The organism is Anabaena sp. CA = ATCC 33047 (assembly GCF_963870205.1).
Classification (GTDB): Bacteria; Cyanobacteriota; Cyanobacteriia; order Cyanobacteriales; family Nostocaceae; genus Trichormus.
Map to the genome: position 1 here is coordinate 101,030 of NZ_CAWMSA010000085.1, position 13,770 is coordinate 114,799.

9 protein-coding genes are annotated in these 13,770 nt (G+C 43.6%); 4 read left to right on the forward strand and 5 right to left on the reverse strand.

Annotated elements, in window-relative coordinates; translation table 11 throughout:
- Nucleotides 1–55 precede the first annotated feature (55 nt).
- Both AACS98_RS22730 and AACS98_RS22735 read right to left on the reverse strand, forming a co-directional pair.
- On the reverse strand, nt 56–2,437 hold the full coding sequence (locus tag AACS98_RS22730) for a phosphoketolase family protein (RefSeq protein ID WP_066384465.1): 2,382 nt from the start codon (nt 2,435–2,437) through the stop codon (nt 56–58).
- 487 nt (nt 2,438–2,924) lie between these two features.
- Complete coding sequence (locus tag AACS98_RS22735; RefSeq protein WP_066384422.1) at nt 2,925–3,797, reverse strand: 4-hydroxybenzoate solanesyltransferase; 873 nt, start codon at nt 3,795–3,797, stop codon at nt 2,925–2,927.
- Nucleotides 3,798–4,252: 455 nt separating this feature from the next.
- Here AACS98_RS22735 and AACS98_RS22740 point away from each other — a divergent pair, with 455 nt between their 5' ends.
- The 3 genes from AACS98_RS22740 to AACS98_RS22750 all read left to right on the forward strand — a co-directional run bounded on the left by AACS98_RS22740 (nt 4,253) and on the right by AACS98_RS22750 (nt 8,472).
- Nucleotides 4,253–5,905, forward strand: coding sequence for a Ppx/GppA phosphatase family protein (locus AACS98_RS22740; protein WP_066384427.1), 1,653 nt, complete (start codon nt 4,253–4,255; stop codon nt 5,903–5,905).
- Nucleotides 5,906–6,117: 212 nt separating this feature from the next.
- Nucleotides 6,118–7,155 (forward strand): DMT family transporter, encoded by a 1,038-nt coding sequence (locus AACS98_RS22745; protein WP_066384429.1) that lies wholly within the window; start codon nt 6,118–6,120, stop codon nt 7,153–7,155.
- Nucleotides 7,156–7,305: 150 nt separating this feature from the next.
- Complete coding sequence (locus tag AACS98_RS22750) at nt 7,306–8,472, forward strand: peptidoglycan-binding protein (protein WP_066384432.1); 1,167 nt, start codon at nt 7,306–7,308, stop codon at nt 8,470–8,472.
- On the opposite strand, the gene AACS98_RS22755 is transcribed toward AACS98_RS22750, so the two are convergent.
- The 3 genes from AACS98_RS22755 to hetF all read right to left on the reverse strand — a co-directional run bounded on the left by AACS98_RS22755 (nt 8,469) and on the right by hetF (nt 13,341).
- The gene (locus AACS98_RS22755; protein ID WP_066384435.1) at nt 8,469–8,924 is read right to left on the reverse strand and encodes a DUF2141 domain-containing protein; all 456 of its coding nucleotides are present in this window, start codon (nt 8,922–8,924) and stop codon (nt 8,469–8,471) included. The two genes, AACS98_RS22750 and AACS98_RS22755, sit on opposite strands and share 4 nt — an antisense overlap.
- A 362-nt stretch (nt 8,925–9,286) precedes the next feature.
- The gene (locus tag AACS98_RS22760) at nt 9,287–10,708 is read right to left on the reverse strand and encodes a sensor histidine kinase (protein WP_066384438.1); all 1,422 of its coding nucleotides are present in this window, start codon (nt 10,706–10,708) and stop codon (nt 9,287–9,289) included.
- A gap of 152 nt (nt 10,709–10,860) precedes the next feature.
- On the reverse strand, nt 10,861–13,341 hold the full coding sequence (hetF, locus tag AACS98_RS22765; RefSeq protein WP_066384467.1) for a cell division protein HetF: 2,481 nt from the start codon (nt 13,339–13,341) through the stop codon (nt 10,861–10,863).
- Between the two features lie 239 nt (nt 13,342–13,580).
- On the opposite strand from hetF, the gene AACS98_RS22770 reads away from it, so the two are divergent.
- The coding region (locus AACS98_RS22770; RefSeq protein ID WP_232317217.1) for a hypothetical protein at nt 13,581–13,770 on the forward strand (190 nt) is incomplete at its 3' end.

Sequence of the window (13,770 nt, forward strand, 5' to 3'; positions counted from 1 at the left end):
TGCAACGTCTCTACATTGTTTTTCTGTGCAACTTCATAGAGAATTGGTATAACCACTAATACGGCCACTGCCAGTCTTGAATTTCTGGCATATCTTCACCGTATTTACCAATGTAGTGTTTGTGTTCAATGAGCTTGTCTTGCAGATGTTGTTTCACATAAGCGGCTTTATAGCCTAATTTCGGCACACGATCTATTACGTCCATGACTAAATGGAAGCGGTCTAAATCGTTCCGCACAACCATATCAAAGGGGGTGGTGGTAGTTCCTTCTTCTTTGTAACCGCGCACATGGAGGTTGTTATGGTTGGTGTGGCGATAGGTGAGACGATGGATTAACCAAGGATAGCCATGAAAGGCGAAGATGATCGGTTTTTCGGTGGTGAATATAGTGTCAAATTCTTTGGGACTTAAACCGTGGGGATGTTCTGTGTTGGGTTGTAAGGTCATCAAATCCACAACGTTGACTACCCGCACTTTTAAGTCAGGGAAGTTTTGCCGCAATATATCCACAGCTGCTAAGGTTTCTAAGGTGGGGATATCGCCAGCGCAACCCATGACTACATCTGGTTCACCACCTTGGTCATTACTTGCCCATTCCCAAATGCTAATCCCTTTGGTGCAGTGTTTCACGGCTGCATCCATATCGAGATATTGCAATGCTGGTTGTTTTCCGGCGACGATGACATTAACGTATTGACGGCTTCTTAAGCAATGGTCTGTGACAGATAATAAGGTGTTGGCATCGGGTGGAAGATAGACGCGAATGATTTCAGATTTTTTGTTCACCACATGGTCGATAAAACCAGGGTCTTGGTGAGAAAATCCGTTATGGTCTTGTCGCCAAACGTGGGAAGTCAGTAAATAGTTAAGTGACGCAATCGGTTTACGCCAAGGAATTTCACGGGTAGTTTTCAACCATTTGGCGTGTTGGTTGAACATGGAATCAATGATGTGGATAAATGCTTCGTAGCAAGAGAAGAAACCATGACGACCTGTAAGTAAATATCCTTCTAACCATCCTTGACAGGTGGTTTCGCTGAGGATTTCCATTACCCGACCACTAGGGGAAAGGTGGTCATCTTCGGGGAGGGTTTGAGCTACCCAAGTCCGGTCTGTGACTTCTAATACTGCATTGATGCGATTTGATGCGGTTTCATCCGGGCCAAAGACTCGGAAGTTACGGCTGTCTAGGTTGAGTTGCATCACATCCCGGAGGAATTTCCCTGTTACTTGGGTAGCTTCCGCAACTACTCTACCTGGTTGGGGAACTTCAACAGCGTAGTCTTGGAATTTGGGCATTTTCAAGTCACGCAACAAGATACCGCCGTTAGCGTGGGGATTATCACCCATGCGGCGTTGTCCTGTGGGTGCGAGTTCTGCGAGTTCGGGGATCAGTTTGCCGTTAGCATCAAAGAGTTCTTCGGGTTTGTAACTCTTCATCCAGGTTTCTAGAAGTTGGATGTGCTGCGGTTTCTTAGCTAAATCACCAAAGGGTACTTGATGCGATCGCCAGTAATCTTCTGTCTTTTTCCCGTCTACTTCTTTTGGCCCTGTCCAACCTTTAGGAGTTCTCAGTATAATCATCGGCCATTGCGGACGTTTGGTATAGCCATGTACACGGGCTTCTCTTTGGATGCTGTGAATTTCGCTGGTGATTATATCTAAAGTCGCCGCCATCTGTTGATGTACATCCGCAGGTTCAGAACCTTCCACAAAGTAAGGTTTATAACCATACCCTATAAATAGGCTTTCTAATTCCTCGTAACTCAACCGTGCCAAAACTGTGGGGTTAGCGATTTTATACCCATTCAAGTGTAGAATCGGTAACACTGCCCCATCTGTAGCAGGGTTGAGAAACTTATTGGAATGCCAACTCGTAGCTAAAGCCCCGGTTTCGGCTTCCCCATCACCAACTACAGCAGCGACAATTAAATCAGGGTTGTCAAACGCTGCACCAAAAGCATGAACCAGCGCATAACCTAGTTCTCCGCCTTCGTGAATAGAACCAGGGGTTTCCGGTGCAACGTGGCTAGGAATACCACCAGGGAAGGAGAATTGTTTAAACAGTTTCTTCATCCCCTCAGCATCTTGGGAAATATTGGGGTAATATTCGCTGTAAGTTCCTTCTAGGTAAGTATTCGCTACCAGTCCCGGCCCGCCATGACCAGGGCCAGCAATGTAAATCATGTTGAGGTCATACTTTTTGATGATCCGATTCAGGTGAACATAAATAAAGTTCAGTCCTGGTGTGGTTCCCCAATGTCCTAACAGTCTGGGTTTAACGTGTTCTAGGGTGAGTGGTTGTTTCAGCAGGGGATTATCTAGTAAATATATCTGCCCGACTGACAAATAGTTAGCTGCCCGCCAGTAGGCGTTCATTTTATGCAATTCTGCATCGGTTAAAGGCTTTGTTTGTGGAGGACTTGCTAAAGTCATATTCAACTCCATTACGTAGTGATTTTGCCGAATTTCTTTTCTATGCCAGTGTAGTTATCTACAGTCTGAAGGTCATCCTACATAAGACAAATTTTTCCAGGTGGCTCTGGAATTATCAGTTTTATTAGCCATTGACTACACTTGCAGTTATTTAAAATACAACTACAAAACTTTGAGTAGTGACCTCTCCGAAAGGTTAACAGAATTCACCTTCAGGCGAGTATTTTTTAACATTGATTTTAGCTATTGTGACGAAAATCGCTGATGAGTTTAATATTTGTCATGAAATAAATATGACTTTTGATAGAAGTTGCTGATGTTGTAAATAAATATAGAGATAAATATAAACTGTTCAGTAGGTCAACATAATTGTAATGATGGGATAGATACCCGACTTCTCAAAGAAGTCGGGTATCTGAGTATTACATCAACCTGGGAAGGCGATCGCTCAAGCAATAAAATGTATGGTAGAAGGCGATCGCTTACTTCACAAACAACCTCCAATCATTCCCGCGAGTAAAATAAACCCAATCCAAACATTCTGACGGAACATCTCACCATAAGCCGGGTTAGGTAATTCTGGTTTAGCTATTTGTATCACCTGCCACAACCAGCCAATAGTCCCAATCACTAAACTCACCCAAAAAGCCAGTTTCAGATGAATCGCAAAACCTAACCAGCCTAGTAAGGCGATAGTTCCAGCAAAGAAAATACCAATGGCTAGCGGTGCGTAATTTCCGAAAAACAATGCACTAGAATTTACACCTATGCGACGGTCATCTTCGCGATCGCTCATCGCGTAAACTGTATCAAATCCTAGTGTCCACAGTAAGGTAGCCCCCCACAATAACCAAGTGGGTTGACTAATATCCTGTGTCACCGCACTCCAGCTAATTAACACCGCAAAACCCCAAGCAATTGATAACACTAACTGGGGTACGGGAAAGACTCGCTTCGCGCCGGGATACAAAACAATCACCGGCACAGCCGCTACAGATAACCAAAAACTCAGGCTGTTAAGATAAAAAGCCAATACCGCCGCACAAGCTAACGCCACTATCCCGACGACAATACCGACTTTAACCGATAAAGCACGGGAAGCCAAGGGGCGATCGCGTGTTCTTTCCACCTCTGGATCGATATCTCTATCCCACAAATCATTTACCACACATCCAGCCGCACTTGTGGCGAGTGTACCTAAGACTATCACCCCCACCAAAGGTAAAGGCGGTTTACCAGATGCAGCCAAAAACACCGCCCACAGTGCGGGAATCATCAAAATTAAGCGTCCTTCGGGTTTATGCCACCGCAAAAGCCGGATAATTGTTAGCCAAACTGGTTCTTGGTTAGTTTCTATCATGGGATTGGGGACTGGAAGGGACTGGGGATTGGGGATTGGGGATTGGGGATTGGGGATTGGGGACTGGGGATTGGGGACTGGGGATTGGGGACTGGGGACTGGGGATTGGGGACTGGGGATTGGGAATATAAAAGTTCTTCCTTGTCTTCCTTGTCTTCCTTGTCTCCCCTATCTCCCCCTACTCCCCTGCTTCCTAATCTCCCTCATCCCTGCTTTACATATCTTCATATCTATAGAATATCTTTTTTTGATATTTGTAAAAACATAATCTCCTGTGACACTGTGTAAATATAGCTAAATTGTCACTAAAATTGTAAGCAGCAGGGTGAATATACTTAGATTCAGCCCGACTCGATGCGGTTAAACTGAACTTAAGTGTGTTGCAACCGATATCAGTGCCACCTACCCCGACACACCATCTTTTCCCATCCATCCTTGTATAGAGAGAAAATTAGATGCTGGATTTAGTTTCGGTTGACTGTTTGAGTGTGAATACTCAACCAGTTAAGCAACACCGGATTATTGCTGCTATTGATATGGGAACAAATTCCCTGCACATGGTAATTGTGAGGATTGACCCGACGTTACCAGCTTTTAGCATTATTGGCAAAGAAAAAGAAACGGTAAGGTTGGGCGATCGCGATATTGCTACCGGTGAGCTAAAATCAGAGGTGATGAATCGGGCGATCGCTACTTTAAAACGCTTCCAAGAAGTAGCGAAAACCGCTAATGTGGAAACAATCATTGCTGTCGCTACCAGTGCGGTGCGGGAATCTCCCAACGGTAAAGATTTTTTACACAGGGTAGAAACCGAGTTAGGTTTAAGTGTTGACTTAATTTCAGGTCAAGAAGAAGCGCGACGCATTTACCTGGGTGTACTGTCGGGGATGGAATTCCACAACCAGCCCCATATTATTATTGATATTGGTGGCGGTTCTACAGAGATAATTTTAGGCGATAGTCATGAACCGCGCACTCTCACTAGCACTAAAGTCGGTGCTGTGCGTCTGACGACTGAGTTAATTAGCACTGACCCCATTATAGATGTTGAGTTTCAATACCTACAAGCCTACACAAGAGGAATGTTAGAACGTTCTGTAGAAGAAGTTTTAGCAAACCTCAAGTTTGGCGAATTTCCCCGCTTGATTGGTACTTCTGGCACAATTGAAACTATCGCCATGATTCACGCGCGGGAAAAGTTGGGTTCTGTTCCTTCAACCCTGAATGGCTATCAATTCACTGTCTCAGACTTGGAAGACTGGGTAAACCGCTTGCGAAAAATGACCAATGCAGAACGAGCCGCCATTCCCGGTATGCCTGAAAAGCGGTCTGAAGTTATACTGAGTGGGGCAGTAGTTTTACTAGAAGCAATGCAACTTTTAGGCGTAGAATCAATCACAACCTGTGGACGGGCTTTGCGAGAAGGTGTAATTGTTGACTGGATGTTAAGCCACGGTTTAATTGAAGATAGACTCCGCTTTCAAGGTTCTGTACGTGAGCGCAGCGTGATTAAACAGGCTAGTAAGTATCAAGTTAATTTAGCACATAGCGATCGCGTGGCGGCTTTTGCCTTAAGTTTATTTGACCAAACCCAAGGAGTGTTACACCATTGGGGAACAAATGAACGACAATTATTATGGGCGGCAGCAATTTTACACAACTGCGGTCATCACATTAGCCATTCGTCGCACCATAAACACTCTTACTATTTAATTCGTAATAGTGAATTACTGGGATACAACGAAACAGAAATCGAAATTATCGCAAATTTAGCCCGTTATCACCGCAAATCAGCACCGAAGAAAAAGCATGAAAATTACCGCAACTTGTTGAGTAAACAACATCGGCAAATAGTCAGTCAATTGAGTGCGCTGTTAAGATTAGCAGTAGCATTAGATAGACGACAAATTGGTGCGATCGCTAGAATTGAATGTGAATATTATCAGGAATTGCAGCAATTCAATTTGTTAATTTATCCCACCAAACCCGATGATGATTGTGCCTTAGAACTCTGGAGTTTAGATTACAAAAAAGGAGTATTTGAAGCAGAATTTGACGTGAAATTAGGAGCGCATCTAGAAAAATCTGCGATTCCGCATTACTCCTAAAACCAGCGAACCATTGACTTGTAGAGACGTTGCATACAGCGTCTCTACATCATAATATACCCCAATCCCCAGTCCCTTCCAGTCCCCAATCCCCAGTCCCCAGTCCCCAATCCCCAGCCCCCTAAGTATTTTTTCCTTCACAAAAAGTCACAATTGGGTAGAATTGGTTAAAGCAATCTCTGCACCTGTTAACCAAAGGTATCAGCAAACTCATGCAACTGAAACTCAGTGCATCTAAACTACCCTTCGCGCCTCTACTACTCATTGCGCCTTTTTTCCTCTGGGGAACGGCTATGGTAGCCATGAAAGGAGTTATCCCCCACACCACACCCTTATTTATGGCGGGTGTCCGTTTGCTACCAGCCGGCGTGTTAATTTTAATTGTCGCCGCAATCATGGGTAGACCTCAACCCACAGGTTGGCTAGCATGGTTGTGGATTGGGTTATTTGCTTTCATTGATGGCACATTATTTCAAGGCTTTTTAGCAGAAGGTTTAGTCAGAACCAGCGCGGGTTTAGGTTCGGTGATGATTGACTCTCAACCTCTGGCTGTCGCCTTGTTGTCTTTGTGGCTGTTTCAAGAAAAAATCGGTTTTTGGGGATGGCTGGGGTTAGGCTTGGGAGTCACAGGTATTAGTCTCATCGGCTTACCAGATGAGTGGATTTTCAGTTTATTGGGTACTGGTACAGAAATAAAAATTGGCAACTGGGAGCATCTTTTTGCTAGTGGTGAATGGCTCATGCTGTTAGCGGCTTTGTCGATGGCTGTGGGGACGGTGTTAATTAGGTTTGTGACTCGTCATGCTGACCCGGTGACGGCGACGGGATGGCACATGATTTTAGGTGGAGTGCCATTATGGGGCGTTTCATCTGTGGTAGAATCTCAACAATGGGAAAACCTTGTCTATTCTGAGTGGTTAGCTTTGGGTTATGCAACGGTGTTCGGTAGTGCGATCGCCTACGCTTTATTTTTCTACTTTGCCTCTAGTGGTAGTCTCACCAGTCTCAGTTCCCTAACTTTTCTCACACCAGTTTTTGCTTTAATCTTTGGTCATCTCTTGCTGTCAGAAGTCCTCAGTCCATTGCAATGGATGGGAGTCTTACTCACTTTAATCAGTATCTACCTGATTAATCAGCGTGATAACTTGGCAGGGGAAAATCAACAGCTAGCTGTGAATGAAACTTCTACAACACCGCAACCGCAATTAGCGGAAACATCCACAAATAAGCTTAATCCGTTAAATCAATAGTGTTAACTGTTGGGCGGGAAGTAAGATGATATACTATCGGCTAACAAAAAGCAGATTTTTTGTGAAGATACAGTTAACTTTAGACAAGTTTAGATTGTCAACATTACTGTCACTTTGTTAGCGCGTTTAGACGGCTACTTTTAAAATAATATGAGGCTACATCCCTCCTCAATTTTAATTATTACCTGTTTTTCTGGACTGGGTTTGTACTCAAATGGTGCTAGCGCAGTTACAGCTAACTCAGCACCCAAATTCATCGCACAAGCACAAGTTAGTTCTCAGGCACTTGCTCAAGAGGTGATTCTCACACCCGGTAGTCAAGGGTTAGCTGTAGAAAAGTTGCAAACCCAATTGCAAGGGTTAGGACACTATAATAATGTGATAGATGGAAAATACGGTCAAAGTACGAAACTGGCTGTAGAAGAATTCCAGAAAGCCAAAGGTTTAAAAAGAATAGATGGAATTGCAGACGTAACCACTCAACGTCATCTGCAATCAGCCTTGGCAGTTAAAAAAAATCAACTCACTGTCTCTAATATTAGTCAAACTTCTGCCTCGAAACTTGCAACCCCTAACCAACCCCAGCCAAACCAGATAAATTTTCTGTGTTGGTCATTCTTGGGAATCGGAATTTTAGGTAGTATTGGGGGTATTCTGGGTTTGTGGAAATTTTGGGAACAAAACAAACAACCAAAATATCCTCAAAGTATAGAAGAATATCAAGCTTTGAGTGCAGCAAAACCGGACAATATGACATTTGAACCGTCTGTACAAGCACAAGAATTAGAACCCACAGCCAACAGTGAGGAAAATACTGTTACAGCTACAGATTCGATATTACCTGTAGAAGCAACTTCTCGTTTAACTAAACTGAGTATTGTTGAGGAATTAATTAAAGACTTAGGTAGTAACGATGCTGCACAGCGCAACAAAGCGATTTGGGATTTAGGGCAACAAGGTGATTCACGGGCGATTGAACCATTGGTAAACTTGTTGATTGATGCAGATTCTCAACAACGTAGTCTGATTTTGGCAGCGTTGTCAGAAATTAACATTCGTAGTCTCAAACCTATCAATCGCGCCTTAGCTATCTCCATGCAGGATGAAAGTCCTAATGTCAGACAAAATGCTATCCGTGATTTGACTCGTGTTTATGACATGATGGCACAAATGAGTCAAATGTTAGTCCATGCTTTAGATGACCCGGATGATCAAGTCCAGGGTACAGCACAGTATGCTCTGAGTCAAATACATAGAATGCGGAGTGTAGCCACTGCAAAGAGTCTCATAGAAGATACTCAACAAGATGGAATCTAGAAATATTTCATCTGGATGTTAATATTGGTGTTTGGCCCTGCTACCAGCACAACTGTTTCACTAAACTTCGGTGCTTGCGTGCGAACTACTGGGTTTCTGGAAAAGCCCACGCCTTCTGTCGGCATTCCTAGACTATTACGGTTCAGAGTGCGATCGCCATTTTGGTCATGAATCACCGCCACAGCATAACTCCCGGCTGGCAAATTGTTAAAGCTTACTTGCAAGGGTGTTTCGCTGATTTTAGCACATTGTTTCTGAAATACACGCTGGCGATCGCCCGGAAATCCTTGACTGCTAGCAAATAAATTGACGCAGACTTGTCCTTGTTGATTTTTCAACCCATCAATATTAACCATTAGTTGACCTTGAAAACTAGCCTTAGCACTTTCCAGCCAGGCTAAATTTCCTACACTCGCCAACAGCATCATCCCCACCGTGATTTTTTTCAACATAAAATTTCTGCTGAAAATAAACATTTATCGTGCCACTTCATCCTGACACGATTCTGTTGATATACGCAAGCTGATTGTATAAAAATCGTGATATCACATCCTTGAGAGTAGTTATCATATCTGTTGGGATAGGGAACAGGGAACAGGGAATAGGGAACGGGGAATAGGGAACAGGGAACAGAGTTAGAGAAAAGTTTGCATCTTCAGTTAACCGGACTTGACACACATCTTGCACCTGTTCCTGAATGATAATTTTTGGAGGGTGGGCATTGCTTGCAAGTTGCTCAAACCCTTAATTTGAGGTTGTTGGGTGTGCATCGCCTGGAACTTATTGAGAATGGTGCAAGATATGCTTGATATGATTACCGTAATGCCGTTACAGGTAGTTTAATGATTAACTCCGTTCCTTGTCCTACAGTAGAGACACAAGACAACTGTCCGCCGTGTTTTTCCACAATAATTTGATAACAGATAGACAGTCCCAATCCTGTACCTTGTCCTACAGGTTTAGTGGTAAAAAATGGGTCAAACATTCTCTGTTGCACATCTTCTGGAATACCAGGGCCATTGTCAGCTATGCGAATCATCACCTGTTGCTCATCAGTGATTGTAGTCTGAATCAAGATTTGGGGACGTAGGCGTTTACCATTGCTTAACCCAGACTCAGTAATGCAATGTGATTCTTTCCCGACTGCCAACTCACCATTACCTATTCCCGCCTCTAAAGCATCAATCGCATTGGCTAACAGATTCATAAATACTTGATTGAGCAAACCAGGGTAGCAATCAACTGGGGGAAGATTGCCGTATTCTTTAATAATGCTAATGCTTTGATCAGTTTTGTGATTTTTCAGTCTGCTGTGTAAAATCAGCAGGGTGCTATCAATACCTTCATGAATATTAACTGTTTTTCTCGCAGATTCATCTAAACGCGAAAAATTTCTCAGGGAACGAACTATTTCTTCAATGCGTTCGCAACCAGTTTGCATGGAAGTTAAAAGTTTAGGAATATCTTCTGTAATAAAGTCTAGGTCAGTTTGCGCGATCGCCGTTTCAATTTCTGCTACAGCTTCGGGATAGTGCTGACGGTACAAACTAATCACGTTGAGTAAATCGTGAATGTAATTAGTCGCATGGACAAGATTACCAGCAATAAAGTTGATGGGGTTGTTAACTTCATGAGCAATACCCGCTACCAACTGACCCAACGCCGCCATTTTCTCATTTTGTAATAATCTGCTATAATTCTGCTTTAAGTCCCTAAATCCAGCTTTGGCTAATTGGGATTGTTCTTCTACACGCTGCAATTGAGTCAGGGTGAGGGCATGAATTTGAGCATTAGCCAACAGCAACTGATGGAAATCAACTATTCCATAGTTACCAGATTTAGATTTAACTAAAATTGGTTCATAAACCAATTCAGGCGATCGCTTTAATGCTAGCTGATTTGCCGCCACAATCAGCGTATCTTCAGAAAATATGCACAGTTGTGTCTGTAAAAATGTATAAAGATTAGCGATAGGACGCAATGAAAACAAACCGAGGCTATAGGGGCGACTCATATACTCAAAAAATCTCCGTCGCGAAATCATCCCGACAAATTCCTGGTTTTGAATCAAGATAATTCCTGGTAATAAAGGCTCTTGCTCAAATAAGCGAAGTAATGTATTACCTGGAAGGTGTTGCTCAATTTCAAGTTCCCATACTGGTAATTCTTGCAAGGTAGAATCTAATTGCAAGCTCAATTCACTAGCATCAGTCATGCTACGGGTAGTGAGCCTCATGAAAATTATTTACCCTCTAGATATGACTATTACTTTCGCACTGACACCATACTTCTCTAGTTCCTAGAACTAGCAGTATTAGTTCCTATTATTCCCTGAAAATTGTAATAAATCTTATCTATAAGCAGTATTTATTAAACTTTGCTGACTCTTCAATCCTGTGTGGTTGTTTGCTGAAGGAGCGATCGCCAGTCTGCTAAAATTGCTTCTGTCCACAACCAATTCTGGTTTAATTTCCCAACCTGGAAATTGATCGGGTCTGCGTTTAAAACTGTTTGACGCAAGTTAATAGCCGTATTAATATATTGAGCTTTTTTATTGCCAGTTAAACTCTGTGCAGATTTATATAAACCTAAAGCTAACCCCGCATAGGGAGTTAAAGCCTCACGAGGTACTTCTGTATTTGCAGATACGGTTTCAGTTAAGACTAGATTTTGCTGTTTGAGTGCCAAATCTAAAGCCCGAAACCAAGAGTCATTAGCCCGATTGAGATTTCCCTCGGCGTAGTAGGCAAATCCCAGCGCATTATGATATAGAATAGAATTTGGGTTAGCTTTAACTGCATTTTCCCAGTAACGACGCGCATCGTCAATACTGTATTTGGGATCTCCAGTTTGGATAGACTGCCAAGCTAACCGCCCTTTGAGAAAGTTGACAGATGGCTTTTGGGCTTGCTCTGGCGGAATCACATTCAGGGCTGTTTGAGCAGCAGGTAAGACATTACGATTTAATAATACTTCTACAGCTTTTAAGCCGGCTTCTAAGTTACCTTGATTTAAATATTCTGTGGCAATGGCTGTTACCCTGGCTGTGGGCAGATTTTGAATATCGGCGGGAATTGGCTGAGGTGCTTGTAACTGTTGGTTGGGCAGAGGTGGGATATCAGGTAATTTTGAACTTGGGCGATTTTGCCACCACCAAGTAAAAGCGATAACGGTAGCGATCGCACTAGCTCCGATGATACCTAAAATTGTCCAATGTTGACGACGTAGCCGAGTTCGAGAAGATGGAAGGCGCAAATTTGGGGAAGCTGCTGGCGGTGTTTGGGGAGTTTCACCAGTTGTGGGCGGTACTACTGTCGTTAGTTCGGTTTCTCTGGGTGCAGTAACCGTCTGGGTATCTAAAAAACTATGATCTTGCAGTTGTTGTCTAATTTCTTCTGGCAGTAATGGTTCTTCATCCTCAGTGGTTTGCTGATCTAATTGACGAAAGATATCAGAAACAAAAGCATGATCTTCTGCATAGGTAGAATCATCGTACTCGATTTCATCAACTAAATCACCCCAAGTGTCTTCCCCCAACCAATCTAAGCCGGAAGGTTCACCAGCTAACCCAGGGGGAATCATCCCTTCTAGGGATAAAGACATTTCCGTATCTTCCATCAGAGTTGAGTAAGTCGGGGTAGCAGTCGCAGTTCCCGGCATAGAAGGAACATACTCATCAAGTAAATCAACGTTGGCAGTAGTTCCGGTTTTGGGGTAGAGAAAACCCTCAAATTCGGGCTGGAGATACAAAATTGGTAACGCCCAGTATAATTGGTGGGAACCATAGGCGGAAATTAATCCCTGACGTACCCGACTCACACATAAATCAACCGGATATCCTTGACTGAGGTTGCGATAAAACAATTGTGTCAGGGTGACTGCTACCTCATCGGGAATACGTTCTGACATTGCCAACACACTCTGAATCCCGCGCTTGACGAGGCTGGCTGTCAGGTTACGTTCCCATGAATCCTTAGCATGACTTTCACTGGTAGCGGTGTATGCCCCCCAACAGGAGTTAAACACCGCCATTTGGATATTGTTGTTCACCAGCAAACCCGCTAAATCATCACCACTGAGGGTTTCTGTCAAACCGGTGCGATTGCTGACGAGATAAATTTCCCCACCGTTTGGCCCCATATCACTATGACCAGAGTAGTGGAGAACATCAAATCTACCTTGTTCTAAAGCTTGCGTCAATTCTTCTCTACCCGGCTGGTCTAGCAGGGTGAGTTCAATTTTTGGTAAATAATGATTACCGTTGAAGGAGTGGGGTAGCTGACGGTGTAGTTCAGCTTGTAGTTTAATGGCTTCTTGTTTGAGTAAATCTAAATTAACTTGGTCTGAGGGCGATGCTAGCACCATCAAAACCCTAATACCGCCGTTTTCTGGAAGTTGGGATCTATTGGCTACGGGTAAACGGGAAGTTCTGGCAATGCCGCTTTGGTAGCGAGAGAAAGCAATATAGGGGCCTGTTGCCAGAGGGCGATCGCCCGCGTGCATCACTTCCCACGGTAAACGTGCTAACCTATTATCCTTCAGACCCAAACGTAAACGTAGCACCTGTTGTTGATTTTGGGCAATGCCTTGAGCAGTAATCCAACTATCTCTGAGAGTGCCTTGAAACAGTGCATTATAAAGTTGCTGACCCAATGCCACTAGATTAACAGAGTTGTTGGCGATCGCATCTCCCTGTAAAAGTACCTGTAAAGGGTCATTCATCAAATTGCCAGCAGCAGCCAACCATTCAGCCACCGGCCAAGTCACCAATTCCTCCGCCAATGGCACCCCAGGCGCGACTTGTTCCGTCCGCACCAAGTAGTCATTCTGCCCTACTGGAGTCACGGAAATATGAAATTCCTGGGTCACAACTTCTCCTGTTTGCTTTTTCAATCCAATTTGAAACGCGAAAGTTTCAATTCGATTTTTCGCTCCTTCTCATACTGTAGATGGATTCGACCCCCGAATGTTTCTGGAATTAGTCCTATCATCCCTGGTTAGTTAACAACCACCAGGGTTTTTTGCTTTTGACTCTCCCTACTGCCATTAACGGCGCAATGCCTGGCGACGCTGCTAAAATGTTTGCCAAAGGTGTTCCCTGAGTTTTGTTGTCTAGCCTACAACAATCATCAATTTGGCAAAATTTATCCGGAAAAGGCTACCTACCTTGGGAAGAATTAATTGGTAGATGCACCCTGATAACTAACTCCCTTGGCTGGCTGCCACCACCAGGGGCTTTTTTTTGTCCAGGCAACAACAATGATCAATTTGGCGAAATTATCCTGAAACTGCCAACGA

What these genes read in the sequence shown, in the direction of transcription:
- AACS98_RS22730 (WP_066384465.1), bottom strand. Translation starts at nt 2,437, where the DNA reads ATGACTTTAGCAAGTCCTCCACAAACAAAGCCTTTAACCGATGCAGAA.
- AACS98_RS22735 (WP_066384422.1), bottom strand. Translation starts at nt 3,797, where the DNA reads ATGATAGAAACTAACCAAGAACCAGTTTGGCTAACAATTATCCGGCTT.
- AACS98_RS22740 (WP_066384427.1), top strand. Translation starts at nt 4,253, where the DNA reads ATGCTGGATTTAGTTTCGGTTGACTGTTTGAGTGTGAATACTCAACCA.
- AACS98_RS22745 (WP_066384429.1), top strand. Translation starts at nt 6,118, where the DNA reads ATGCAACTGAAACTCAGTGCATCTAAACTACCCTTCGCGCCTCTACTA.
- AACS98_RS22750 (WP_066384432.1), top strand. Translation starts at nt 7,306, where the DNA reads ATGAGGCTACATCCCTCCTCAATTTTAATTATTACCTGTTTTTCTGGA.
- AACS98_RS22755 (WP_066384435.1), bottom strand. Translation starts at nt 8,924, where the DNA reads ATGTTGAAAAAAATCACGGTGGGGATGATGCTGTTGGCGAGTGTAGGA.
- AACS98_RS22760 (WP_066384438.1), bottom strand. Translation starts at nt 10,708, where the DNA reads ATGAGGCTCACTACCCGTAGCATGACTGATGCTAGTGAATTGAGCTTG.